21 protein-coding genes and 1 pseudogene are annotated in these 25,144 nt (G+C 72.1%); 12 read left to right on the top strand and 10 right to left on the bottom strand.

All coding sequences use genetic code 11. The annotated features are described in order from the left end of the window. Positions 1–5 precede the first annotated feature (5 nt). A complete protein-coding gene (locus tag AB0I79_RS42370; RefSeq protein WP_357885850.1) occupies positions 6–689 on the top strand; it encodes a CBS domain-containing protein in 684 nt (227 codons plus the stop codon). A gap of 145 nt (positions 690–834) precedes the next feature. Here AB0I79_RS42370 and AB0I79_RS42365 read toward each other — a convergent pair whose 3' ends face one another. The 3 genes and pseudogenes from AB0I79_RS42365 to AB0I79_RS42355 form a co-directional block, all read right to left on the bottom strand. Then, the gene (locus AB0I79_RS42365; RefSeq protein ID WP_357885848.1) at positions 835–1,167 is read right to left on the bottom strand and encodes an STAS domain-containing protein; all 333 of its coding nucleotides are present in this window, start codon (positions 1,165–1,167) and stop codon (positions 835–837) included. A 317-nt stretch (positions 1,168–1,484) separates the two neighbouring features. Beyond that, positions 1,485–1,859 (bottom strand): annotated as a pseudogene (locus tag AB0I79_RS42360) (hypothetical protein); the annotation flags it as partial. A 40-nt stretch (positions 1,860–1,899) separates the two neighbouring features. Beyond that, complete coding sequence (locus AB0I79_RS42355) at positions 1,900–2,358, bottom strand: GNAT family N-acetyltransferase (protein WP_357885846.1); 459 nt, start codon at positions 2,356–2,358, stop codon at positions 1,900–1,902. A gap of 167 nt (positions 2,359–2,525) precedes the next feature. On the opposite strand from AB0I79_RS42355, the gene AB0I79_RS42350 reads away from it, so the two are divergent. The 4 genes from AB0I79_RS42350 (at position 2,526) to AB0I79_RS42335 (ending at position 6,640) form a co-directional block, all read left to right on the top strand. Next, positions 2,526–2,852: a PadR family transcriptional regulator gene (locus AB0I79_RS42350; RefSeq protein ID WP_357885844.1), complete on the top strand. Its 327-nt coding sequence runs from the start codon at positions 2,526–2,528 to the stop codon at positions 2,850–2,852. Then, positions 2,849–3,205, top strand: a complete 357-nt coding sequence (locus tag AB0I79_RS42345; RefSeq protein ID WP_357885842.1) for a DUF1048 domain-containing protein — start codon at positions 2,849–2,851, stop codon at positions 3,203–3,205. Before AB0I79_RS42350 ends, AB0I79_RS42345 begins: the two co-directional genes overlap by 4 nt. Before the next feature lies 1 nt (position 3,206). Then, positions 3,207–3,533: a DUF1048 domain-containing protein gene (locus AB0I79_RS42340; protein ID WP_357885840.1), complete on the top strand. Its 327-nt coding sequence runs from the start codon at positions 3,207–3,209 to the stop codon at positions 3,531–3,533. Positions 3,534–3,712: 179 nt separating this feature from the next. Continuing rightward, complete coding sequence (locus AB0I79_RS42335) at positions 3,713–6,640, top strand: NEW3 domain-containing protein (protein ID WP_357885838.1); 2,928 nt, start codon at positions 3,713–3,715, stop codon at positions 6,638–6,640. Positions 6,641–6,719: 79 nt separating this feature from the next. Here AB0I79_RS42335 and AB0I79_RS42330 read toward each other — a convergent pair whose 3' ends face one another. From AB0I79_RS42330 to AB0I79_RS42320, 3 genes are read right to left on the bottom strand one after another with little or no spacing between them, the layout of a single operon-like run. Further along, entirely contained in the window at positions 6,720–8,024 is a 1,305-nt protein-coding gene (locus AB0I79_RS42330; protein WP_357885836.1) for an FAD-binding protein, read from the bottom strand. Between the two features lie 22 nt (positions 8,025–8,046). Then, positions 8,047–8,751 carry an SDR family oxidoreductase gene (locus AB0I79_RS42325; protein ID WP_357885834.1) on the bottom strand — a complete coding sequence of 235 codons (705 nt, stop codon included), beginning with the start codon at positions 8,749–8,751 and terminating at the stop codon, positions 8,047–8,049. Next, positions 8,745–9,197, bottom strand: coding sequence for a carboxymuconolactone decarboxylase family protein (locus AB0I79_RS42320; protein WP_357885832.1), 453 nt, complete (start codon positions 9,195–9,197; stop codon positions 8,745–8,747). Before AB0I79_RS42320 ends, AB0I79_RS42325 begins: the two co-directional genes overlap by 7 nt. Before the next feature lie 144 nt (positions 9,198–9,341). Here AB0I79_RS42320 and AB0I79_RS42315 point away from each other — a divergent pair, with 144 nt between their 5' ends. Beyond that, positions 9,342–12,212 carry a BTAD domain-containing putative transcriptional regulator gene (locus AB0I79_RS42315; protein ID WP_357885830.1) on the top strand — a complete coding sequence of 957 codons (2,871 nt, stop codon included), beginning with the start codon at positions 9,342–9,344 and terminating at the stop codon, positions 12,210–12,212. Positions 12,213–12,487: 275 nt separating this feature from the next. On the opposite strand, the gene AB0I79_RS42310 is transcribed toward AB0I79_RS42315, so the two are convergent. Beyond that, complete coding sequence (locus tag AB0I79_RS42310) at positions 12,488–12,964, bottom strand: hypothetical protein (RefSeq protein WP_357885828.1); 477 nt, start codon at positions 12,962–12,964, stop codon at positions 12,488–12,490. A 369-nt stretch (positions 12,965–13,333) separates the two neighbouring features. After that, on the bottom strand, positions 13,334–14,032 hold the full coding sequence (locus tag AB0I79_RS42305; RefSeq protein WP_357885826.1) for a MarR family transcriptional regulator: 699 nt from the start codon (positions 14,030–14,032) through the stop codon (positions 13,334–13,336). Between the two features lie 138 nt (positions 14,033–14,170). On the opposite strand from AB0I79_RS42305, the gene AB0I79_RS42300 reads away from it, so the two are divergent. Then, the gene (locus tag AB0I79_RS42300; protein ID WP_357885824.1) at positions 14,171–14,749 is read left to right on the top strand and encodes a hypothetical protein; all 579 of its coding nucleotides are present in this window, start codon (positions 14,171–14,173) and stop codon (positions 14,747–14,749) included. Positions 14,750–15,061: 312 nt separating this feature from the next. Here AB0I79_RS42300 and AB0I79_RS42295 read toward each other — a convergent pair whose 3' ends face one another. Both AB0I79_RS42295 and AB0I79_RS42290 read right to left on the bottom strand, forming a co-directional pair. Further along, positions 15,062–16,336 (bottom strand): hypothetical protein, encoded by a 1,275-nt coding sequence (locus AB0I79_RS42295; RefSeq protein WP_357885822.1) that lies wholly within the window; start codon positions 16,334–16,336, stop codon positions 15,062–15,064. Continuing rightward, positions 16,333–17,433 carry a ThiF family adenylyltransferase gene (locus AB0I79_RS42290; protein ID WP_357885820.1) on the bottom strand — a complete coding sequence of 367 codons (1,101 nt, stop codon included), beginning with the start codon at positions 17,431–17,433 and terminating at the stop codon, positions 16,333–16,335. The genes AB0I79_RS42295 and AB0I79_RS42290 overlap by 4 nt, the downstream gene beginning before the upstream one ends. A gap of 267 nt (positions 17,434–17,700) precedes the next feature. Here AB0I79_RS42290 and AB0I79_RS42285 point away from each other — a divergent pair, with 267 nt between their 5' ends. The 5 genes from AB0I79_RS42285 (at position 17,701) to AB0I79_RS42265 (ending at position 25,122) form a co-directional block, all read left to right on the top strand. Further along, positions 17,701–20,556, top strand: a complete 2,856-nt coding sequence (locus AB0I79_RS42285) for a BTAD domain-containing putative transcriptional regulator (protein ID WP_357885818.1) — start codon at positions 17,701–17,703, stop codon at positions 20,554–20,556. A gap of 164 nt (positions 20,557–20,720) precedes the next feature. Next, on the top strand, positions 20,721–21,701 hold the full coding sequence (locus AB0I79_RS42280; RefSeq protein WP_357885816.1) for a hypothetical protein: 981 nt from the start codon (positions 20,721–20,723) through the stop codon (positions 21,699–21,701). Positions 21,702–21,773: 72 nt separating this feature from the next. Next, positions 21,774–22,700, top strand: a complete 927-nt coding sequence (locus tag AB0I79_RS42275) for a hypothetical protein (RefSeq protein ID WP_357885815.1) — start codon at positions 21,774–21,776, stop codon at positions 22,698–22,700. Beyond that, on the top strand, positions 22,697–23,797 hold the full coding sequence (locus AB0I79_RS42270) for an FAD-dependent oxidoreductase (protein WP_357885813.1): 1,101 nt from the start codon (positions 22,697–22,699) through the stop codon (positions 23,795–23,797). Before AB0I79_RS42275 ends, AB0I79_RS42270 begins: the two co-directional genes overlap by 4 nt. Further along, positions 23,794–25,122 carry a cytochrome P450 gene (locus tag AB0I79_RS42265; RefSeq protein ID WP_357885811.1) on the top strand — a complete coding sequence of 443 codons (1,329 nt, stop codon included), beginning with the start codon at positions 23,794–23,796 and terminating at the stop codon, positions 25,120–25,122. The genes AB0I79_RS42270 and AB0I79_RS42265 overlap by 4 nt, the downstream gene beginning before the upstream one ends. Positions 25,123–25,144 lie beyond the last annotated feature (22 nt).

The raw sequence follows: 25,144 nt of genomic DNA, 5'->3' as shown, positions 1-25,144 counted from the left end.
TCACCATGAGAGCCGTCGTCGAGAACGTGATGACCACCGACGTGGCCGCCGTCAACGAGAAGGCGTCCTTCCACACCGTGGCCGAGCTGCTCATCAGCCGGGGCGTCAGCGGGGTTCCCGTGCTGGACGACGACAACCGCGTGCTGGGCGTCGTGTCCGAGGCCGACCTGCTGGCCAAGGAGGAGTTCAAGGAGCGCTACTACGGCGACGGCTACCGGCCGCCGCTGCGCGCCCGCATCCGCCACACCGCCGGCAGCGAGGGCAGCGGCTACCGCAAGTCCCACGGCGAGACCGCCGGCGCGCTCATGACCAGCCCCGCCCACGTCACCACCCCCGGCGCTTCGGTCGTGTCGGCCGCCCGGCTGATGGACCGCTACGGCGTCAAGCGCCTGCCCGTGGTCGACGCCGACGGCCGCCTGGCCGGCATCGTCAGCCGCCGCGACCTCATCAAGGTCTTCCTGCGCCTGGACGAGGAGATCGAGCGGGAGGTGCGCGAGGCCCTGCACGGCAAGGCCGACGTCGCCGTGGCCGACGCCGTCGTCACGCTGAGCGGCACGTACGCCGAGCGCAGCCAGGCCGTCACCGCCGTCCGCCTGGCGGAGAACATCGACGGCGTCGTGGCCGTGCACGACGAGCTCGGCTGGAAGCACGACGACATCGCCGACCTGCCCGTCTGGGGTGGCGCATGACCTGGGGCCGGTCGCCCGGGAAGTGCCCGGTCCCTTGGTCGGCTCACTGCGTCAGGACGGACATGCCGCGGCTGTGGGAGCCTCTCCGAGCTGCGGCACCACGCCCGGCGGCCGGCGTCCTGTCCGCGTCGAGGAACCTGGCTGCTCAGGCCGGCTGTGCAGGGGGTGCCCAGTCGTGGCCGAGGACACGGTGAACGGCCTCGGCCACGCTGGGATGGATGTTCAGCAGCGGCCACACGCCGGTGACCTGGAGCAGCCGTGCCGAGATGCCGTGAACGCCCGCCAGGTGCAGGGCCGTGCCGCCTTCGCGCAAGGCGGCGTGGAGGTTCTCCAAGGCACGCAGGCCGTTGCTGTCCATGAAGGTCAGCAAGCCGAGGTCGAGCACCACCGGTTCGCCCGGCGACATCTGCCGGGCGACGTAGCTCTCCAGGTGACCCGCGTTGGTCATGTCCACCTCGCCGATCACGCTGATCAGCACTCCGCCGTCCAGACGTTTGCGTTCAAGGGTGAGGGGCGTCGAGGCGGGCTCCAGCTTGTCGCCAGGTCGGTAAGTGGTGTGAACGTGCATGGCGTCCTTCTCGGGCACGGAGGGCTTGGCGGACTTCTCCTCTTCTGAAGCATGTTGCCGGAATTATGATACCGGAAGATTTTTTCGCATAACCGTACGCGAGGGCTCCGGCCGCGAGACTTTCTCCGCCACCCCCTGCACGGCCGATGACCCGCGTCCATCGGGCTGATCCCGGACGAACGAAACCCGCCCGCCCTGGGGGCTGGGCGGGCGGGTGGCCGGGGCGGCGTGGTCAGGGGCAGCTCGGCCGCCCACATCAGGAGCAGCATCGCGGTTCCGGCGCCGGCGGCGATGCGGGTGCCGATGCCGAGGAGCAGGGCCAGGCCGACGCCGGCCAGGCCGGCCATGAACAGCCAGTCCACCCACGCCTGCCCGGCCAGGCCGGTGAAGAAGCCGCCGAGGGCGTGCTCGCCGGTGCCCTTGAGGAAGCCGGTCGTCGGGCTGCCGCCGTTGATCCAGGCCTTGGCCGCCGGGGTGGCGAAGCCGAAGCCGAAGGTCTTGTCCAGGAAGGCCCAGAGGAAGACCCAGCCGATCGAGATCCGGGCGACGGCCCAGACGTAGTCGGCCGGGGTCTTGTGCTCCGGGAGACCGTCTCCGGCCACCGAGCGAGGGCGATCGGCGGTCGTCACAGGACTTTCGTCCCTAACCTGCCGGGTAGCCGTATTGCGCGATCCACAGACCGGGGATCACCTCGACCTCGGCGCGCAGGCCGAACCCGAGCCGCTCGTACAGCGCACGGGCCGGCGCGTTGTCCCGCCCGGTGGACACCACGATCCGGCGCTCCCCCGCTCTGGCCATGACCTCCTCGACCAGAGTCCGGCCGATCCCGCGCCGCAGCACAGCAGGGTGGACGATCAGGCGATTGATGTCCACCTCGGCGGGCGTCTCCTCCCATGCCACCGCCCCCGCCAGCCGGTCACCCTCGACCATCGCGCCCAGCCACGACAGCGGTTGGGCGCGCAGGTCGTCCAGGCTCTCGTGCAGAGGCGGGATCCGGTCGTCCTTGATGAGCTCGGCCTCGATCGCGTAGGAGGCACGCTGCAAGGCGAGCAACTGCGAGCCGAGCGGATCCTCGGCCGGGGAGACTTCGGTGATCAGCATCGCACCAGTATGGCGGGCGCCATCGTCACTGCGTTCGACCCGGCACGGACGTCCCCGCCGGGCGGTCCGTCTGCGCTCGCCGGCCATGTTGTGGACCACTACTGTGTGATACCGTGTAGCAGTACTCGGTGCTACAGAGTACTAGGAGAAACCGAAGAGGACCCACGATGGACGACCTGACGGAGATGCTGAAGGGCACGCTCGAAGGCTGCGTGCTCGAGATCATCGGCAGCGAGGAGACCTACGGGTACGCCATCACGCGCCGGCTGAACGAACTCGGCTTCGCCGATGTCGTCGAGGGGACGGTGTACACCATCCTGCTGCGACTGGAGAAGAACGGGCTCGTCCAGGTGACGAAGCGACCCTCCGAGCAGGGCCCGCCACGCAAGTTCTACACGCTCAACGACGCGGGGCGCGACCGTCTCGCGACGTTCTGGGCGAAATGGGAGTACGTCTCATCACGGATCGACAAGCTCAAGGAGGGCGGGAGATGAACTTCTGGGACACCATCACAGGCAACGATCTCACCAGGGAATGGAAGGCGTTCGAAGCCCGGGCCCAGGAATTGCCGGCCGACCACCGGGCGGCGTGGGAACAGATCAAGGCGCATCTCTTCCTCTACGGGGATTTCACCGGCCGGAATCTGATGCCGATCCTGGACGGTGCTCTGGGGCTGCTCGAGGAGACGGCGGCCGATGGGCAGAGCATTCACGAGGTGCTGGGTGACGACATCCCGGGCTTCTGCGCGGCGCTGGCCGGCGGAGAAGGGGCCCGGAGCTTCCGCGACCGGTGGCGCGAGCAGTTGAACAGGAACGTCGCCAGGAAATTGAGCCGGCTAGGAGGCTGACGTGGGCATCCGGGACATCATCGAGGGCAAGAAGCAGTGGCGGGCGCACCTGGCACGGGTCAAGGCGCTCCCGCCGGACTACGAGATCGTCTACAAGGAGATGCAGAGGTACTTCTTCAAGATCGGGCCGGTCGGGCTGACTGACGGCTCCCTGCTTACGGAGCTCCTCGAATTCTTCGAGGGGGGCGCGGCGGCCGGCAAGGGCGTCCTGGAACTCATCGGCGACGACGTCGCGGCCTTCGCCGACGACCTGATCAAGGACTCGCGCACCTACGCGGACATCTATCAGGAGTCCATCAGCGGGAAGCCCAGCACGGCAGGGAAATAGCACCCGTTCGATCCGGCCTGTACCGCTGCAAGGGCTCGATGAACGGTGAGCACGCTGGCCATCAAGCTCGCCCCGTCCATCCCGACCGGCGGCCGGCGATTGAGTACGCCCTACTCATGCGCCGCCCCCACCCGCGCTCCACCCTGTAGGCCCAGCAGCACCGACGCAGGGAGCGGAAGATGGGCAACCGGGCACGATGGGGCAGGGCGGTGGTCGCCGCCGCGCTGGTGGTGGCGGGCACGGCGATGGGCACGGTGGCGGGCGCGCTGACCCTGCCCGCCGAGTACGGCGGAGCACCGGCGGCCGAGGCGCGCACCGGCGCTCCGGCCACGCAGGAGGTGGTCCTGCGCATCATGTCGGTCGAGTGCGCGTCGGCCTGCGACGGCACGGGCATCGAGAGCTCGGGGATGGGCAAGCCCGACTTCTTCGCCGCCCTGTACATCGGCGACAAGTCGATGACCACCCCCATCGTGGAGGACACGGCGCAGGTGTTCGTCCCGGAGGGCTGGACGTTGAAGGCCCAGGTACCGACCTCCTTACCCTCGGTCGACCTCGCCGTCCGCATCCTGGAGGACGATCCGTCCTCGGATCCCAACGGTGACGACGAGGCCGACGCCTCACGCAGGAGCGGCGACACCGCGGCCCGCTTCACGCTCGACCTGGTCGACGGGTCGCTGTCGGGCGACCTCACCGACCCGGTGGGATGCACGACGGGCGGCGGGGACGGGCATCCCGTCCAGGTCTGCTACAACGTCCAGCCCTACTCCTTCCAGGACAGCGACAACGACGGCTTCACCGACTACGCCGAGCACCGCGGCCTGGATTTCGACGACGACGGCACCATTGACCTGCACCTCGAGCAGTGGGCCGATCCGCGGCGGCGCGACCTCTTCGTCGAGATCGACTGGATGGCCGGCCTCAAGCCCCAGCCGGGCGTGCTGGCCGCCGTCGAGGGCGTGTTCGACAAGGCCCTGGTCACGAACCAGGCGACGGGAGCGCAGGGCCTGGCGTTGCACCTGATCGAGGACGAGGAGCTGGCGTACAGCGAGTCGTTGTGGTTCGAGGACCAGCGCTTCCCCGGGGCCGCCGACGACTTCGACGATCTCAAGCTGGGCAGGGCCGACCGGACCTGCACGCACGGCGGCGAGGACGGTCACTTCGGCACCCCCGCCGACCGCGCCGGCCCGCAGTGCGACCAGATCCTGCTGTTCAAGCGGCTGCACTTCCGCTACGGCATCTTCATCAACGGCCTGGGCCCGGCGAGTGTGCCGGGGCCCGGCGGCACCATGGTGCCCAACACCGTCTCCGGCCGGGCCGAGCTGCACGACCGGGGCGGCAACGACTTCGTCGTCTCGCTCGGCCGGCTCGCCGCGGCGGAGGACCTGAACAGGTTCGGCGGCCGGGACGACGCCGAGCAGGCCACGCTCCTGCACGAGCTGGGGCACACCTTCGGGCTCGGGCACGGGGGGCGTACCGACAACGGCAGCGTGGACAACGTCAACTGCAAGCCCCACTACCTGAGCGTCATGAACTATCCGCATCAGTTCGCCACCGCGGCCTCGCTTCCCGCCGACCAGCACCTCGACCCGAACCGTCCGCTGGACTTCCAGCGGCTGAGCAACGTCCAGACGCTCAACGAGGCGGCGCTGGACGAGACCACGGCGCCGGGCGTGTCCGGCGCGGGCTCGCGGCGCATCATCTGGGGCGGCAACGGCGCCGGCCGCTGGGTCCACGCCCCCGCCAACGAGCGCCTCAACTGGAAGGTGGACTTCCTGCCCGACGGCAAGGCGAAGCTGGAGCCGTCGGTCGCGGTCGACCTCAACCACCTGACCAACTTCGACGGATGCGACGACCCCTCACCCGGGCAGATGCTGGTCAGCAACCCCGACTGGGACCGGCTGGTCTACAACTTCAGCAACAGCCCCTACTTCTCCGACGGCGTGCACGGGCTCGCCCCCGACGAGATCGACGCCGTGGACCTGCGCGGGCTGGCGGCGGCCGACCTCAGCGTGGCCAAGACCGTGGACAAGCGTGACGCCGTGCCGGGAGACGAGCTCACCTACACGATCACCGCGGAGAACGCCGGACCCGGCACCGCCACGGCCGTCTCCCTCACGGACAACCCGCCCACGGGCCCGGACGTCACGCGCGACCTCCCCGACCTGCCCGCCGGGCAACGCGCGCAGGAGAGCCTCACGGCCACGGTCCCGTGCACCGTCACCGACGGACAGGTGCTGACCAACCGCGTGACGGTCACCGGCCGCGACTCCTCCGGCAGGGCCGAACCCGAATGGATGCTGGGGAACAACGCCGCCACCGCCACCACCACCGCCCACGTGCCCGGCATGGACGTCGAGGTGGACGCGACGAGCGAGGCCGGCGCGGGCGAGGCGCTCACCTACACCGTCACCTACCGCAACACCGGCTCCGCCCCGGCCACAGGGGTGGCCGTCGAGCTCGAGGCACCCGACGGGGTCTCGCCGCGCACACTGCGCCACGACGTGGGAACCGTCGCCCCCGGCGCGTCGGGAACCGCGCGGTTCACCGTCCGCACGAGCCTGCTGACCGTCGGCGGGACCGCGGTCACGGTACGGGCCTCGGCCGGGTACGGCGGCGCGGGCGGCTGCGTCTACCCCGCCGCCACCACCACGGCCACCACCACGGTCACCGAGCAGCCACCCAGCCGCGACCCCCGCCCGCCCACGGTGTGGCTGCTGCACAGCGGCCAGTGGCCGGCCGAGCTGCTGGCCCGGGTGCAGGCCACCGACACCCGCTTCGACGGCGCCGACGGCTCGGCCCCCGACGGGGTGTTGTCGGCGGCCGAGGTCCGCAGGGTGCTCCTGCTGCCGGTGGCGCCGTCCGCCCTGCTGCGAGCCGAACTGCTGGCGGTCTACCTGAACCTGGGCGATCGCCGCTTCAACGCCTCGACCAGGATCGAGTCGCTGACCGCCGAGCAACTGGGGACCAGGACCGTGGGCGCCGCCGCCAGGCACGCGCAGGCGACGCTGGAACTGCCGGCGACCCCGGCCAACCTGCTGCGCTACACCACGGCACACGTCCTGCTGACCTCGATCAACCTCAACGTCAGCCCGCGCTACGACCGGTGACGTACCGGCGGAAGCTGAACTCGCAGGCGCCCGCGCCCCGTGCGCGGGCGCCTGCGGCACGTCGGCTGATCGCGCTCCTTCAGTCCAGGACAGGGAAGTTGGCGCGGAACGTGCCGTTGGGGTCGTGGTGGCGCTTGGTCTGGCGCAGCCGGGCCAGGGTGCCGGCGGGGAAGGCCTGGGCGGCGTTCTCCCCCGGCGCGAGGAACGTGTACGGCTTGCGCCCGCTGACCGCCTGGCCCAACGCCTCGACCAGGGCGGCCTGCTTGCCCTGCACGGCGTCGGCCAGGTGGGGCAGCCGCAGGCCGAGCAGGTAGAGCAGGTACCGCTCGGCCAGCGGCCCGCCCGCGCCGCCGGCGGGATCGGCCTCGGCCAGCGCCCCGCCCAGATGCCGGACCTGCAGGTTCAGCAAGGGCGCGAGGTCGGCGCCGCTGAGCGTCTCCAGCGTCGCCGCGTCCAGGCCGGTCAGCAACTCGGTGCGGGCCAACATGGGGCTGGGCTCGACCGGCTCGGCCGCGATCGTGCCCAGGTCGGCGAGGTCCATCAGGCCGCGGCTGTCGGAGAGGCTGCCGCCGATCTCGTCGAAGGCGGCCAGGAGCGCCTTGGCCTCGGCCTCGTCGCCGAGGTAGGTCACGTCCACGGAGACCATCGGCGGGGCGGGCGGCGGCGGGGCCGTCCGGTTGATCCACACCGACAGCTCGCGCGGAGCGTCCGCGGTGATCTGGCGGAAGGCGTCGAACACCGCGCCTGCGCGGGCCGCGGGCCAGATGATCCGGCCGCCGTACACGCTGGGCGCCGGGTACAGAGCCAGCTCGATCGAGGTGATCAGCGCGTAGTCGCCGCCGCCGCCGCGCAACGCCCAGAACAGCTCGCTGTCAGAGTCGCCGGTGACCCGCACCTGCCTGCCGTCGGCGTCGACGATCTCGAAGGCACGTACCGAGTCGGCGGCCCAGCCTTGGCTGCGGCTGAACCACGAGATCCCGCCACCGGCGACGAACCCGGCCACCGTCACCGCCGGGCTGCTGCCGGCCGGCCCCATGAGCCCGTACGCGCCGGTCTCGGCCAGCAGCCGGCCCCACCGCACCCCGGCGCCGACCCGGGCGATGCGCGCCCGCGCGTCGATTTCCACCCGGTCCAGGCGGCCGGTGCGCAGGAGGATCACACCTTGCACGTCGCCCGACGCGCCATGGCCCGACGGCTGGGCGGCGACCGTCAGCCCCGCTTCGCGGGCGTACCGCACCAGCGCAGCCACGTCGGCAGCGTCCTCGGCCTCCACCACGGCCGCCACCGGCTGGTGGACGCCCACCGCCCACGGGCCGGCCGCCTGGTCGAACCCGTCCTCGCCGGGGAGCAGCACGCGCCCCCGGACGGCGTTACGCAGATCCATGACTGTTGTCTCCTTCGGGATTTCACCAGGGAAGGGGGCCTTCGTGCCGGACGAAGGTGGCGGTGGGGCCGTCGGCGTCCAGCAGAGCCATGGCCACGATGGGCGCGGCGCCCTCTTCGGGGGTCTTGATGCCTTCGTTGTGGTTGATGTCGGTCTTGACCCAGCCCGGGTCGACCGCGTTGACCTTGATCGGGCTGTCCCACAGCTCCTTGGCGTAGGACGCGGTGATCATGTTCAGGGCGGCCTTGGAGGAGCAGTAGGCCAGGTTGAGCCTCGGCCACAGCGGATGGCCCTGGTCCAGAGAGCCCCCGATCGAGCCGCGCTCGCTGGAGACGTTCACGATGCGACCCGACGGCGAGCGGCGCAGCAACGGCAGCATCGCGTTGGTGACCTCGATGACGCCGAACACGTTCGTCTCGTAGACCTGGCGGGCCTCCGCGGCCGTGCTCCGGCTCGGCGGTCCGTCCGGGATCATGATCCCGGCATTATTGATCAGGATGTCGAGCGTGCCGTACTCCTGCTCGATCCACTTTGCCGCGGCACCGACGCTCTCAGCGTCGGTGACGTCGAGCCGCACGTACGGCAGGCCGAGCCGCTCGGCGGCGGCCCGTCCCCGCTCCTCGTCACGGGCACCGACGATCGCGGTGATGCCCTGGCCGGCGAGCTGGCGGGCGATCTCGAAACCGATGCCCTTGTTCGCGCCCGTGACCAGCGCGACCGCTACCATGCCGCACCCGCGATCTGCTGGGTGCTGGCGTTGAGGCGGTTCCACAGATTGATGGTGGAGATACTCATGATCAGCGCGGCGAGCTCGGTCTCGGAGTAGTGGCCGGCGACCTCGTCCCACAACTCGTCGCTGACCTGGCCTCCGTCGGCGAGCCGGGTGACCTCCTCGGTCAGCGCCAGCGCGGCGCGCTCGGCCTCGGTGAAGTACGGCGCCTCGCGCCACGCCGCCACGGTGAACAGCCGTTCGTCACTCTCGCCCGCCTTGCGCAGGTCCTTGGCGTGCATGTCGACACAGACGCTGCAGCCGTTGATCTGGCTGGCCCGCAGCAGCACCAGATCCGTGGTGATTTTGGACAGCCCGGCCTGCTCGGTGGCCTTGGCGAGATCCATGAGCGCCTTCATGGCGCCGGTCAGGACCAGAGCGGGGTTCTTCATTCGTGCCTGCATGGGGGTTCTCTCCTCATGAGCGGTGATCGCTTGATGTGACCAGCATGGGGAGGACCGTTGATACGTTCGCGATGCGCTTGCAATGCATGGTCGATGTGTCGGCTGTTGCCTTTGGTGCCATTGAGATAAATGTAGGATTCGTAGGTGAATGTGCGGTTTGCGATCCTGGGTCCGGTCGAGGTGTCCGCCGGCGGCCGATCGCTCCCTGGTCTGGCGCCTCGTCACCGCGCGTTCCTGGCCTACTTCCTGTTGCACGCCGGCGTCGTGCTGAGCGTCGAGCGGCTGACCGACGCGATGTGGGGGCCGACGCCGCCGGATACCGCCCGTGCGCAGGTGCACGCCGCGTTGACGGCGATGCGGCGCACGCTGCGTGCGGCGGACGCGGCCCACCTGGTCCAGACCCGGCCGGCCGGATACGTGATCACCCCGGCGGCTGGGCAGCTCGATCTGCAGGAGTTCGCGACGCTCGTGGCCGAGGCGGAGTCCGGGCCGGCCGCCGCCGTACAGCCGCTGCGCCAGGCGCTCGCCCTGTGGCGCGGACCGGCCTTCGCCGGCGTCCAGGCCCATTTCGTCGAGAGCGCCAGGGCACGGCTGGAGGATCGGCGGCTGGGCGCGGTCGAACGACTGATGGAGCTCGAACTCGCCGCAGGAAGGCACGCCGAGCTCCTTGACCCGTTGACTGCCGAGCTGACCGCGCATCCCTTGCGGGAAAAGCTGGCCGGGCAGCTGATGCTGGCCCTGCATCGCGCCGGGCGCCAGGCGAACGCGCTGGCCGTCGGCCGTGACTACCGCCGCAGGCTGGCCGACGAGCAGGGGCTGGACCCCGGCCATGCCTTCCTGTCCGTGGAGGAGACCGTCCTGCGCGGCGAGCCGCCCGCTGCTACCCGGATCCGGCCCGCGGAGACCGGATCGCCCGTAGTTGTCCGGATGCAGCCCACGGAGGCCGAGCCGCCCGCGGCTGCCCGGATCCAGCCCGCGGAGACCGAGCCGCCCGCCGCCGCGGCCAGGCCGGTGGCGGCCTTCCTGCCCTACGACGTCGCCGACTTCGCCGGCCGCGCCGTCCAGGTGGAGGAGCTGTGCCGGCCCGCCTCCCCGACGGTGACGATCTCCGTGATCGACGGCATGGCCGGCATCGGCAAGACGGCACTGGCCGTCCATGCCGCGCACCGCCTCGCCGAACGCTATCCCGACGGTCAGCTCTTCCTCGACCTGCACGCCCACACAGCGGGCCAGCTGCCGCTCGAGGCCGCGGAGGCACTGGAGGTGCTGCTGCGGCAGCTCGGCGTGCCGACCGAGCGCGTCCCCGCGTCCATGACCGAAAGGGCCGCGCTGTGGCGAGCCGAGCTGGCCGGCCGCCGGGTGCTGCTGGTGCTGGACAACGCCGCCGACGCCGCCCAGGTCCGGCCCCTGCTGCCGGGCGTCTCGAACAGCCTGGTGCTCATCACCAGCCGCCAGCGGCTCACCGATCTGGACGGCGCGCGGTCCGTGTCCATGGACGTGCTGCCGCTACCCGACGCCGTCGCGCTTTTCACCGGCATCGTGGGCGAGCGCGCGTCAGCCGAGCCGGAGGCGGTCGCCGAGGTCCTGCTGCTGTGCGGGTTCCTGCCGCTGGCCGTACGCATCGCCGCCACCCGCCTGCGGCACCGCCCGCGCTGGAGCGTGGCCCACCTGGCCGAACGCCTGCGTGACGAGCGCCGCAGACTCACCGAGCTGGCCACCTCGGAACGCGGCGTGGCGGCGGCGTTCACCCTGTCGTATCGTCAGCTCACCGCCGGCCAGCAGCAGGTGTTCCGCCTGCTCGGGCTGCATCCCGGCCGCGACATCGAACCCCACGCGGCCGCCGCGCTCGCTGATCTCCCCGTGGAGCGCGCCGAGGAGCTGCTGGAGGAGCTGCTGGACGCGCACATGCTCCAGCAGCGCGCCTTCGGCCGTTACGTCTTCCACGACCTGCTGCGCCGGTACGCCGCGCAGCTCGCGGCCGATCAGGAGCCGCCGGACCTCACCCATGCAGCGATGACCCGGCTGCTCGGCCATCAGCTGACCACGGCGTCGGACGCCATGGACCTGCTCTACCCCGACAGCGCCCACCGGCGGCCACGCATCGAGCGACCGGCGTGCCCGCCGGTGCCTCTCCATGACGCGTCGCGGGCGCTGGCCTGGCTGGACGCCGAACGAGCCAATCTCGTCCTGGCCGCCGACCGCGACCCAGCACACACCGGCCTGCTGGCCACCACGCTGTACCGCTACCTCTACGACCACGCCCACCACGACGATGCTCTCACCCTGTACGGCAAGGCACTGGACGCCGCCCGGTGCCGCGAGGATCCGGCCGGCGAAGCGCGGGCGTTGACCGATCTCGGCTGGGTGCACCAGGTGCAGGGCAGCCATGACGCCGCCCGCGAGCACTTCGAGCGGGCGCTGGCCGCTTGCCTTGAGGCTGAAGACCTGCGAGGCCAGGCCCGGGCGCTGATCGGCCTGGGCCGGGTGAGCACGGACGAAGGCGACCACGACCGGGCCAAGCAGGCGAACCTGCGCGCCCTTGAGCTGTTCCGCCACTTCGGCGACCGGTTCGGCGAGGCCGTGACGCTGGACTACCTCGGCATCGTCCACGAGCGGCTCGGCCAGTACGCGCAGGCGGCCGACCTGCATCGCCAGGCGCTGGAGCTGTCCCGGGAGATCGGCAGCCGGGGCGGCGAGGCCGACGCCCTGGACAATCTCGGGGTGGCCTGCACCCGCCTGGGCCTGTACGAAGAGGCCCGCGACCGCCACGAGCAGGCGCTGGAGCTGTATCGGCGCTTCGGCTACCGGCGAGGCGAGGCCAAGGCACTCAACAGCCTGGCCGAGATCGCGGCGACCATGGGCGACCCCGGCCAGGCCGTACGCCTGCACACCGCCGCTCTCCATCTGGCGGTGGAGCTGAGCAACCGCAGCGAGGAAGGGCGTGCCCGCCAGGCCATCGCCCGGCTCCTGTCCACGCCGGAGACCTTCGCACGGGCGTCCCGCTCGGGGGCGTAGCAGGTGGTGGTGGCGGCGGCGACGGCGGCCACCTGGCCGGGCTGCCCACCCCCGAGTTTGCGCGGCTTCGCGAAACCTCCACCCGTCGCCCGGCGTGAGCACCCCGGACGGCCCTGAGCCTGAGCTCCGCGATGTACCTGCAACCACCGCAGCCGTGAGGCCGACGACCGGGAACGCGCTTTCCTGCCCGGCCCGAGCCTAGCCATGTCGTCTCCTCCCGCAGCGTCCGTGAGGGATGGAGGGAGTGAATCGGTGGGCGGGCGGGGGAAGCGCAGTCAACGCAGCTCGGCCATCAGCGCCACGCGGCCGGTCGTGACGTCGAAGCCGAGCACAGGACGCTCCGGTTCTCCCTCCGGGGTCATCACCACGGGTTTGCCCAGGCGGCGGCCGACTGCCCGCAGGAAACCGCAGAGCACGTCCCAGCGTTCCTGGCCCTGCAGATGCCGGAGATCGACGTCGAAGTCGACGGTTTCCTCCGCGTACGGACGGAAGATCACCAGCACGTCGGGGTGCGGCCAGACATTCAGCCGTGGACTGGCCTCATCACGTAGGGCCAGCGTCAGCTCGGCGGCGGGCAGCCGGAGGGCGACCCCATCGACTGAGTATTCGTATCGCCAGCCCTTCGAGCGTACGAGGTCGAAGACCGCCTGCCAGTCCTCGATCGAGGTGTTCGGGACGCACACGTCCGGCAGTACGCCGTTCGCCTCGGCATCGAAGAGGTCCTTGACCTCCTCCCACAGCAGATCTGTCACCGCCTCATCATGCCGGAGACCGGTGCCGGCCCGGCGAAGCCATCCTTGTGTGCATGAGGACCGGCTCCACCTCGACAAGGGCCTCACCATGCCTTGCGTCCGGTCGCGGCGACCCGAGCGGAGGGGCCGCCAAGGCGCTCGCCCGCGGCTGGGGCTGCACGGCGGCAAGGTCAGCACGTCCGTGCCCGGCCCGCTCGCCGGCGGTCTCGTCTGATCAGCCTGGTCCGTTGTGACCAGCGGTCCGCCGGCGGTGCGGGCGGACCGGGCGGCGACTCCGAGGACGCCCAAGGTGATCATCGGGCGGCTGCGGCGAGGGCGCCCAGCGCGTGCGGGCGCGGGCCGGCACATAGGGCTGCCCATGCAGGCTGTTCAGGTGCGGCCGGGTGTCTGCCTGGCGGCGTATGCCTCGCGCCACTGCTCTGCTGCTTGCAGCATGGTGTTGCTGACGTGGTCGAAGAAGTCGCCGATGTCCCGCAGCCGGATTCCGGCGGGTGTGGTGGTTCCCAGCGTGGCTGCTCCCTGGCGGGCGAAGGTGGCCAGCTGCGTGTTCTGGCGGGCGCTGGCCATCCAGCCGCGGAACCAGGCGTCGGCGTCGATGACGTACCGGTCGCGCCGCCGGCGGGGGTCGCGTTCGCGGCGGATCAGTTCCTGCCGTTCGAGCTCGCCGATGGCCTTGGAGATGGAGGCTGGGCTGACCTGCAGCTTGCGGGTGAGCTCGGCTGCGGTGAGGCTGCCGCTGTCGGTGAGGTAAAGGCTGGCGAGGACGCGGGCGGTCATCCGCGACAGCCCGGTGTTGATCATGACTGCGGTGAACTGCTCCTCCAGGTCCGTGACCGCCTTACGGTCGGGTCTCCCGGAGGCCGGCGAACGCCTGCGGGCGCGGTCCCGGGTGGCCTGGTGCGCCTGGTCGGCCTGGTAGCCATCGGGGCCGCCGTTGCGGGCCACCTCTCGCGTGACGGTGGACAGCGGCCGGTTCAGGCGAGCGGCGATCTCGGTCCGGGTCAGTCCTTCGGCCAGCCCCTCGGCGATCAGCCGGCGGTCTTCGTGGGTCAGCCTGCCTCCGGGCATGGGCGGCACCTTCCTGGTCATGCGCGACGCGGACGGCTGCAGTCTCGCAGTCGCGCTCACCTCATTGCAAGTGAGGATACGTGCCTGCCGAACAGCGCCTTTGCGGTTGACAGTTTTACGAATGCAAGATCGCTTCCCGTGCATGGCAAACGCCAGGTGTCGCCCCTCGCGGCGCCCCTGGCCACCAGGGCCCTGCCCGCCACCGCATCGTCCGCTGGCCTGCGCACCCACGGCGTGCTGGTCCGCGGCTATCGGGACGCCGGCCGGCACGTGGTGCGGCTCGCGCTGCCCGGCATGCTGGTGCTCGTGCCCCTGGCCGCGCTGTCCCTGCTCGCGCTGACGGTGGCGACCCACGACTCGGCAGCGCTGGTCAACGGCGGGTTCCAGCTGATCGGGACGTCCGATGCCGCGCTCGTGATCTGGACGCTCGTGCCCGCGGCGGTCGCGGTCGCCGGGGAGATCGTGGTGTTTCCCGCGACAGTGATCATCGCCCGAGGCCACCTGGTCGACCGGCACGTGCCGCCCGTCGAGGCGCTGCGGGCGACGGCGCGGCGGCTGCCGGCCCTGCTCGTCCTGCTGCTGGCCGGCGCGCTGGCGTTCGCGGCGGCCGTGGCCGCCGGGTTCGGCGTGCTGGTCGCCACCGGACGGCAGTGGGCGGCCACCGCGGTGCTGGGCGTGATCGCGTTCGCGCGTTGTCCGGCGGCGACTGGGCCTTGATGATCACCACGCCGCTGAACCTGGGCGCTCACGCTGCGGGGACCTCTTGGGGCCGATCAGCCGCATCATGACGGGCCGGGGCGTGCCGGGTCGCTGATGTCGCACACGGCGCTCACGTCGTACGGGCCGCCGATCGCGAGCGTCTTGCCGCCGGCGCCGAAGGCCGCCGTCGTGATCCTGCCGGGGGCGGGGCCGGCGACGACGCTCAGCCGGGCGGGCGCGCGACGGTCGGCTGCTGGTTCAGCCTGTTCTACGCGGCACCCGCCACCGGCGCGGGGGCACGTGCCCGCCGCTGGTGTCCCCTTGGGACACTCAGTGTGCTCTCGCCGCACGGCGGGCCGTGAGCCGGGCCGCATACTCCTTGACTGCCAGGACGAGGGCCAGGGTCTCGGGGCCCAGGAGCAGGGTGACGCAGAGCAGGCGGTACCAGAAGGCAGCCGTCAGCGGGCCCTCGGCGAGTCCCTCGGCGGCCCAGCTCAGCGTCTCCGCGAAGACCGGCAGCAGCAGGACGCAGAACCAGACGACCACGCCGGCGAAGCCCGCCAGCCAGAGCCAGCGGAACCAGCGGCCCACGCGCAGGTCGGTGTCCGTCGCGTCGGCCAGCTCCGCCTTCTCCTCGGCCGTCAGCCGCGAGAAGGCACGCTTGAGCATCAGCGACTTCACGCGCCACAGGTTGCGGCAGCCCAGGGCGTTGACCAGCACCGCGTAGAGGTCGGTGCGCAGGAAGACCAGGCTCTGCCAGAGCATCTGCATGACCTTGATGAACACCCAGGCGGCCAGCAGCGACCCGACCAGCTCCGGCGCCTGCCAGGCGCCGGTGTCGATCAGCAGCCGCCCGGTGAGCAGCACGGCCAGCAGGACGGAGTCCACCGCCAGGCCCGCCAGCAGCGGGCCGTAGCGCTGGCGGCGAGGCAGCGTCCAGAGCTGGGTGAGGTCCGTCTCGAAGACCAGCATCCACAGGCGGCGGTCGACGCCGAAGCGGGTCTGGATGCCGAGGGCCCGCGCGCCCAGCCAGTGGCCGCACTCGTGGCTGGCCGCCGCGAACCACACGAACGGCAGGAAGGCCAGGGCACTCAGCCCGATGTCGTCGAAGGGGAACGCGTCCACCGCGGGATCGGGGAGCAGGCCGGGCCGCAGGACGAAGACGGCCAGCGCGTAGAGCAGGCAGGCGGCGTAGAAGGTCCAGGCCACCCGGCCGAAGAACGGGCGTACGATCTCCGGGCGGACGCCGGTCATCCAGCGGCGGGCCTGGATGGGCGCGGTGCGGACGGGCTCCACGGCGTCCCCGGCGTCCCCGGCGTCCCCGGGGTCAGCGCCCTCAGCGTCGTCGGAGGCCAGGAAGCCGAGCTCGCCGAGGGTCTCCACGAAGGACGGGACGTTGACCGGCTCGCCGGCGAACGCCTCGGCCTCGGCCGCCGCCTCCTCGACGCTCGCGCCGCGCTGGAGAGCGGCGATCACCACTCCGCCCACCGCCGGGATCGTCACGAACGTGCCGCTGGCGGGGTCGCCCACCAGGACCTCGTCGTCCCCCTCGGGGACGACGCTGAGAGGCTTGAGCCTGACCGGAGCGGTGCCGGAGGCGCTCATCCGCGCTCACCTTCGCGTGCCGGGGCCAGCGCGCAGACCTGGCAGTCCGGGTTCTTGGGCAGGGGCTGCCACTCGGGCACTAGCCCGTTGCGCAGGTCCAGGGTGACGCGATGGCCGGCCGCGCGGGGCGGCTCGTACCCGGTGAGGTAGCGCTGCGCCTCAAGGGCGAGCAGCGAGCCGACCTGCATCGCCATCGGCCCGGTGAGCGGGTTGCTCAGCTTCATGTTCTCCACGATCCGGTACGCGACCGCGTCCGGGCCGCCCCCGGTCGGCCGGTCGGCGTAGTCACAGGCCAGGCAGGCCGTGCGGCCGGGGTCCACGGAGAGGTACATGAGCTGGCTGCGGTTGGCTCCCCCCAGCACGTACGGGACGCCGTTGCGGACCGCGGCCTCGTTCGCCCAGAGATTGGCGTGCGGATGGCCGTCGAGGCCGCCCGCGACGAGGTCCACGCCCTGGATGAGGTCCTCGAGGTCCTCGGGGGCGGAGACCCAGCGGTCGGCGGCGTGCACCTTGATGCGGGGGTCGTAGTCGCGTACCCACGCGGCGGCCCGCTCGGCCTTCGACAGGCCGATGTCGGCGTGGTGGTAGAGGAACTGCCGGGCGAAGTTGCGCGATTCGACGCGGTCCTGGTCGACCAGGGTCAGCTCGCCGACACCGAGGCCGGCCAGGCACTGGACGAGGGAGGAGCCGCCGCCGCCGACCCCGAGCACGAGGACGTGGGCCTGGCTCAGCGGCCGGTGGAATCCGGCCCGCCGCCGCTCCAGACTGGCGTAGGTGCCGTAGAAGCTGAGGTTGGAGAAGTGGCGTTCGTTCTCGTCCGGGTCGTCGAGGGTCCGGCCGTCGGCGTCCTCCACCAGGCCGAGGGAGTCGAGCCCGCTCAGGCCGCCGCTGACGTCCTCCTCCGAGAGCGGGATGCCGCGCCGCTGGAGCGAGACGCTCAGCTCGGCCGCGGTCTGCGGGGCCCGGCGCAGCTCGGCCAGGAGCGCGGCCACGTGCCCGTCGGGGTCGTCCAGGGTGATCGCCTCGCGAGCGTCGAAGACCACCAGGAGATCCTCACCGATCGTCTCCCACTCGCATTCCTTCAACGCCACACGCATCGTGCCTCCCACGCCAGCCAGTACGCATGCCAGGCCCCGCGGGCAGGAGCGTGGCGCCCCTGCCCGCGGGGAAAACAGTCAGGCGGTGTCAGCGCCTCACGTGGCGGGGTTCTGAGTAGCCTTGACGGACTCGACCTTCTTGACCTTGATCTCCATGATGTGCCTCCTCATGGCTCGTGTGGCGGCAGATGCCGACTGGGACCAGAGTGCCGCCTGGTACTGAAATAGCGCTGATTTTCCGCTGACTGCGCAGTTAGGCTGCCAGCGGTGATCAAATATGACGATCACCGAGGGAGTCAGCGGCTGGAGGCTTGGGACGACGTGACCGGCGAGGGCGTGGAGTTCCGTCTGCTGGGGCCGGTGGGAGCGTGGCACGCCGGGCGGCGGCTGGGCCCGTCCACGCCGCAGCAGCGGACCATTCTGGCGATGTTGCTGCTCGAGCCGGGACGGCCGGTGCCGGTGGCCCGGCTGGAGACCGCGCTGTGGGCCACCGAACCACCCGAGTCCTCCCGGAACGCCGTCCAGGGCCATATCTCCCGGCTCCGCCGCCTGCTGGCCCCGTTCCCCGAGGCGGCGCTGACGACCTCGGCGCGCGGCTACTGCCTGGCGATCGGGCGCGACCGGATCGACCTGCACCGCTTCCGGGAGCTGGTCCGCGGCGCCGGCGGCGAGCCGGATCCGGAACGCGCCGCCGGCCTGCTGCGCGCGGCCCTGGCGCTCTGGCAGGGCCCGCCCCTGACGGACGTGGCGGGACGGTGGCTGGCCGACGTCGTGGTGCCCGGCCTGGAGGAGGAACGGCTGGCGGCGCTGGAACGGCGGGCCGCGCTCGACCTGCGGCAGGGACGGCACCATGAGGTCGCCGCGGAGCTGGCGCCCCTGGTCGGGGAGAACCCGCTGCGGGAACGGCTGGTCTCCTTGCTGATGACAGCGCTGTCCCGTGGCGACCACCGGACGGAGGCGCTGGCCGTCTTCCGCGGCGTCCGGCGCCGCTTCGCCGAGGAGCTCGGCATCGAGCCGGGCGAGGAGCTGCAGCGCCTGCACCAGGCGATCCTGGCCGGCCGGGACGAAACGGCGGCGAACGGCACGACCGCTCCGGCGAGCCTCGCCGTGCCCCGCCACCTGCCGCCGGACACCGAGCCGTTCACCGCCCGCGAGGACGAACTGGCCGCCCTGGACCAGCTGACCGCGCCCAGGCCGGAGCAGGCGCCGCCGCCGTGCGTCGTCACCGGCACGGGAGGCGTCGGCAAGACCACCCTGGCCGTGCACTGGGCACACCGCGCACGCGACCGCTTCCCCGACGGCCAGCTCTACGTCAACCTCCAGGGCTACGGGCCCACGCACGCCGCCCGATCCCCCGCCGAGGCGGTGCGGCTGTTCCTGGACGCCCTGCAGGTGCCGCCCGAGCTGATCCCCGCCACGCTGGAGGCGCAGGCCGGGCTCTACCGCAGCCTGCTGGCCGGGCGGCGCATGCTCATCCTGCTCGACAACGCCCTCGACTCCGACCAGGTACGCCCGCTGCTGCCCAACGCGCCCGGCTGCCTGGCGCTGATCACCAGCCGGGCCGAGCTGACCGGCCTGGTCGCGGCGGAGGGGGCCCGTACGCTGTCGCTGGGGCTGTTCTCGCCCGCTGAATCCCGCGAGTTGCTGGCGCGCCGGCTCGGCGTGGCCAAGGTGGGCGCCGAGCCGCAGGCGGTGGACGACATCGTCTCCCGGTGCGCCGGGCTGCCGCTGGCCCTGTCCATCGTGGCCGCCCGTGCCCACGCCCGCCCGGCCTTCCCGCTCCGCGCGCTGATCACGGGGCTCGACGAGCCGGACGGCCCGGACGAGCCGGGCAACCTCGACGTCTTCGACGGCGGCGACACCGGGACGAACATGCGTACCGTGTTCTCCTGGTCCTACCGGGCGCTCAGCCCGGAGGCCGCGCGCCTGTTCCGGCTGCGCGGCCTGCTGCCCGGGCCGGAGATCTCCACCTCGGCCGCCGCCAGCCTGGCCGGGATCGACGTGCGGCAGGCGCGCCGCCTGCTGACCGAGCTGACCCGCGCGAACCTGGCGGCCGAGCCCGCACCCGGGCGGTACGGCTGGCACGACCTGCTCCGCGCGTACGCCGAGGAGCTCACGCTGCTGCACGACTGCGAGAGCGAGCGCCGCGAGGCCCTGCACCGGCTGCTCGACCACTACCTGCACAGCGCCCACCTCGGCGACGGGCTGCTGGAGATGCTGCACCGCGTGCCGTTGAACCTGGCGGAGCCGCGGCCAGGCGTGGTCGTGGCCCGTATCACCGACCGGGCGCAGAGCCTGGCCTGGTTCGGCCGCGAGCACCGGACGCTGCTGGCGGCGATCAGGCATGCCGCGCGCGCCGGTTTCGACGCGCACGCCTGGCAGCTCGCCTGCGCCTGCTGGGGTTTCCTGTCGCAGGAGGCCCGTTCGGACGACCAGGCGGCCATGTACCGGATCGCGCTGGAGGCCGCCGTGCGGCTGGACGACCCGGCCGCCCAGGCCCACGTCCGCGTCGGGCTCGCCCAGGCCCTCATCCGCCTCGGCGAGGACGACACGAGCGGCTCTCACCTGCGACAGGCCCTCACCCTGTTCCGCACGCTCGGCGACCCGGTCGGGCAGGGCATCTGCCTCACCTACCTCAGCGTGCTGGAGGACCGCCAGGGCCGGTACGCCGAGGGCCTGGCGCTGAGCGAGGAGGCGCTGCGGCTGCACCGGTCGGCCGGCGACCGCGCGGGCGAGGGCCGGGTGCTCAACAACATCGGCTGGTTCCACGCCCGGCTCGGCGCGTACGGGGAGGCGCTGCGCCGCTGCGAGGAGGCCCTGCTCATCCAGCGCGAGCTGGACGACAGGGCGGGCGAGTCGGCCACCCTCGACAGCATGGGCTACATCCACCACCTGCTCGGCCAGTACGAGGAGGCGATCGCCTACTACCTGCGGTCGCTGTCGTGGCGGGGCGGCAACCGCGCGCTGGGTGCCCGGACGTTGCAGCGGCTGGGAGAGGCCCAGGTGGCGGCGGGCCGGGTGACGGAAGGGCGGCAGACCCTGGGCCGCGCCCTCGACCTCGTCGCCGAGCTCGCCCCGGGTGACGCCGACGCCCTCCGCGCCAGGATCCACGGCCTCGGCTGATGAGACCGTCTCGGCTCCTGCCCTTCCGAGTGGAGCGGCGACCTGCCGATCCTCCCGCCGCCCGGCGACAGGGTCGAGGGCTGAGGTCCGGCAGTTCATCCGTACCGCCCACCGAGGAAAAACCTCCTCGCGAGCGGGCGGCGGCCCCGGCTAGATTCGAACATGTGCCAGACCCCCTCGACATCGCGTGCGACGAGTCCGGCGCGGAGGGCGAGAAGCTCGTCGGCGGCAACAGCGACGTCTTCGCGCACGCCAGCGTGCTGATGGACGCCGGAGCCGCCGCCGCCTGCGTCGGGGAGCTGCGGCTGCGGGCGCCCACACCCGCCACGGAGTACCGCGCGGGGCACGTGCTGCGCGACAAGCACCGCGCGGCGCTGCTGTGGCTGCTCGGCCCCGAGGGCCCCGTGCTCGGCAACGTGCGGGTGTTCCTCACCGACAAGATCTTCTATGTGGCCGGCAAGGTCGCCGGCCTGCTCCAGGAGGACCACGCGCCGCGCCTCGGCCTCGACCCGCGGGCCTGGGCCACGGCCGCGGCGCTGTACCGGGAGGGGCGGCGGGCGTTCGGGGCGGAGCGGTGGACCGCCCTGCTCGACTCGTTCAACTACCTGCTGCGCGCCAAGAACGGCCAGGGCGTCACCACCTCGGTCGAGGAGACGTTCGATCTGGTGGACGTGTTGCGCGGAGCGGGCGGGCCGGCGGGCGAGATCATGGAGGAGCTGTGGCGGGCCAGGCCGCGCGTGGCGGCCTTCCGCGAGCGGCTGCTGGACGACCCGTACGTCTTCCCCGCCCTCGACCCGCTCATCCCCGCCATCGTCCGAGCCGTCACGTTCTGGGGCGCGGGCGGGCCGGTGACCGTGGTGCACGACAGGCAGACCACGCTGACCGACGAGCGGATCGCCCAGATGCGGGAGATCCTCGGCGGCCGGATGGCCGGGCTGTGGCTGGTCGACTCCGAACTGGACGAGCGGGTGCAGGTCGCCGACGTGATGGCGGGCGTGGCCCGCAGGATCGCGCTGGACGAGCTCGCCGGGAGGGGCGATCCCGCGCTGACCGCGCTGATCCGGCCGTACGTCGACCCCGCGTCGATCTGGGGCGACGAACGCAGCCGCGACCTGCTGATTCCCGGCGAAGTCATTTCCCGGTAAATACCCCAGCCCTGCACACTATCGCCACAAAGCGTGACGTTAGAGTGACGTACTGTGAACGATACTAAGCATGTGGAAATCACCTGGCCCGGCATCGGCATCACCGTGGCCGCCGAACTCGACCAGCGCAACCCCTCCCTGGCCCAGGCCCTGTGGGACGGGCTGCCCTACCAGAGCCTCCAGGGACACGCCCTCGTGGCCGGATACCACCTGTACCACGTCGCTCCGGTGCACTCGTTGCTGCACACCCCGGCCGAGTACAAGGTGGACCGGCGCACGGTGCCCGACGGCACCCTGTTCTGCTCCCGGCTGCAGCACCTGGGCATCAAGTACGGCGAGCTGACCGAGCCCATGCAGGCCACCCCGATCGGCAAGGTCGTCGACTCCGACCTCGACGCCCTCGTCCAGGCCGGCCGCGAGGTGTGGCGCTCGGTCTACGAGACCAAGCAGCCCGTCATCGCCGAGGTGCGGCGCGCCGGCGAGCGGGGCGGCCACGTGCTGCCCCGCCTGCCCATCGGCGACCCGGAGCTCAACCGGCTCGCCACCGAGGTGCACGCCGAGACCGAGCGCATCTGGCTGGACCCGCCGCAGGAGCTGCTCGACCTGCACCAGGGCCGCATCCCGTCGGGCGCGGGCAGCTACGAGACGGTCCTGACCACGCTGCTGTTCGTCAACGGCGAGACCCGCCCGCTCGGCTACAGCTGCTACGGCGGCCTCGTGCGCGCCGCCCTGGACGGCATGCCGATGCCGTGGCTGCGCCAGATGACCAGGCAGCTCGCCCACACGCCCGCCGAGTTCCTCGGCTACTGCGGCCTCGACCGCCTGTGGGACTTCACGCAGCGGCTGCTGTCGGGGCTGGAGCGGCTCGACGACCACGAGGACTTCGTCGCGATCATGGCCCACATGGCGCTCTACTGCAACTGCCTCGGCGGCTGGAACCTGCACCTGTTCCCGTGGCAGGCGGGCGCCCACCTGCGCAGAACGGTGGCGGCCACATGAGCGCGGGCTCGCGGGTGGTGGTGATCGGCGGCGGCGTCATCGGGCTGTCGATCGCCTTCCACCTGGCCGAGGCCGGGGTCGACGTGACGCTCCTGGAGCGTGGCACGCTCGGCTCCGGCGCCTCCCGCGCCACCGCCGACGTGGTCCGCTCGTACTTCGCCGGCAACCCGGTCAGCTCGTCGCTGGCCGTCCGCAGCCTGGAGGCGTACCGGGCCTTTCCCACCAGGCCGGGCACCGAGCTGCCGCTGCGGCAGGTCGGCTACCTGGTGCTGTTCACCGAGCCCGACCAGCTCGCCGCGTTCAACGCCGACCTGGCGGCCCAGCGCGCCGCCGGCGTGGACGTCGAGCTGATCAGCGCCGAGGAGGCCAGAGAGCGCAACCCGCTCATCGGCGACCTGCCGCTGCTGGGCGCCGCGTACTCGCCCGACGCCTACATCTCCGACACCGCCGCCATCGTCACCGCCTACGCGCGGGCCGCCGAGCAGGCGGGGGCGGCGCTGCGTACCGGCTGCCCCGTCACCGCCATCGACCCGGAGGCCGGGCGCGTGCAGACCGCCGACGGGGAGCTGTCCGCCGACGCGATCGTGTGCGCGGCCGGCGCCTGGTCGGCCTCGCTGGTGCGGTGCGCGGGCGTGGACATGCCGCTCACCGAGCCGATCGAGCAGGAGCTGCTCACCACCGACCCGCTGCCGCCCGGCACTCCGGAGGTCCCGGTCACGCTGCACGCCGCCAGCGGCCTGCTGATCCGCAATCGCGGCGACCGGCTGCTCATCGGCATGGGCTATCCGGGCCCCGACCGGGAGTCCTGGCGCCGGGACGTGGCCGCGCGGCTCGCCGAGACGTACCCGAGCCTGGCCGGGCTCGGCCTGCACACCGCCGTCACCGGCCTGCGCGACGCCAGCCCGGACAAGACCGCGTTCATCGGCCACCAGCCGGGACCGCCGGCGTTCCTGTACGCCACCGGCTTCTCCGGCCACGGCCTGTGCAACGCGCCGGCCGCCGGCGAGCTGGTCCGCGACCTCTACCTCGACCGGGACCCGGGCATGGACGTGACCGCGCTGGCGGTCGGCCCCACACGGACGGGGCTGACGCGATGACCGACCAACGCGCAGACCAGCGCTCAGGCCAGCGCTCAGACCAGCCGCGCCACCCGGACGGCGCCACCGGCGCCACCGGCCCCGACGGCCCCGACGGCGCCGGCCGCGTCGAGCAGGGGGATCGTTTCGTGCTCGACCCGGCCACCGCCGACATGCACGCCGACAACGACCGGCTGCGGCAGGCGGGCCCGCTCGTGCCCGTCACCGCCGAGGGCGTGCCCGCCTGGGCCGCCACCCAGTACGCCACGCTGCTGACCGTCCTGACCCACCCGGACCTGTCCAGGGAGCTGCACCACTGGACCGCGCGGCACGCCATGCCGCCCGGCACGGCCATCGACCGCATCGTCACCGACACCTCCCTGCTCAACGCCGAAGGAGAGCGCCACCGCCGGCTGCGCATGCCGCTGACCACCGCGTTCTCGCAGCGGCGGCTGAACGGGCTGCGCCCGCGCATCGAGGAGCTCACCGCCCGCCTGATCGACCGGCTCGCCACGATGCCGCCCGACCAGCCGGTGGACCTGAGGCTGGAGTTCGCCTACCCGCTGCCGCGCGAGGTCATCTCCGAGCTGATCGGCATCCCGGCCGCGCACCAGGACGAGCTGCACCGGCTCACCGACGCCGTCGCCCAGGTCGGCGGCCTGGAGGACTCGCCGGGGCTGCGCAAGGAGCTGCGCGAGCTGCTCGACCAGATCATCGACGAGCGCCGCGACACGCCCGGAGAGGACCTCATCAGCGACCTGTTCGCGCTGCACGAGAAGGACGGCGGGCGGCTGTCGGAGGACGAGCTGTTCGCCACCATCGAGCTGCTGTTCATCGCCGGCCACGTCACCACCGTCAACCTGATCACCAACGCCATCGGCGCGCTGCTCACCGAGCGGGGGCAGCTCGACCTGCTGCGCTCCGGGCAGTGCCCCTACAGCGCCGCGGTGGAGGAGACGCTGCGCTGGGACTCGCCGATCGCCTACTTCCCGATGCGGTACGCCGTGCGCGACACCGAGATCGACGGGGTGCGCCTGCGCACCGGCGAGCCCGTGCTGGCCTGCTTCGCCTCCGCCGGGCGGGACCCGCAGCAGTACGGCGACGACGCCCACGTCTTCGACATCACCCGGCCGCAGTTCACGCACCTGGCCTTCGGGCACGGGCCGCACTTCTGCCTGGGCGCGCCGCTGGCCAGGCTGGAGGGCGAGATCGCGATCAAGGCGCTGTTCGAGGCGTTCCCCGACATGGCGCTGGCCCGGCCGGTGGAGGAGCTGCCGCCGCTGGACACGCTGCTGGGCAACAGCACGCGGACGATGCCGGTCGTGCTCGGCCCGCGCGCCCGCTGAGCGATCGGGTCCCGGCCCGCCC

Source organism: Nonomuraea sp. NPDC050202 (assembly GCF_040656115.1).
GTDB lineage: Bacteria > Actinomycetota > Actinomycetes > Streptosporangiales > Streptosporangiaceae > Nonomuraea.
The sequence above is the reverse complement of the archived record's forward strand: the minus strand, read 5'-3'. Positions and strand labels throughout refer to the sequence as shown.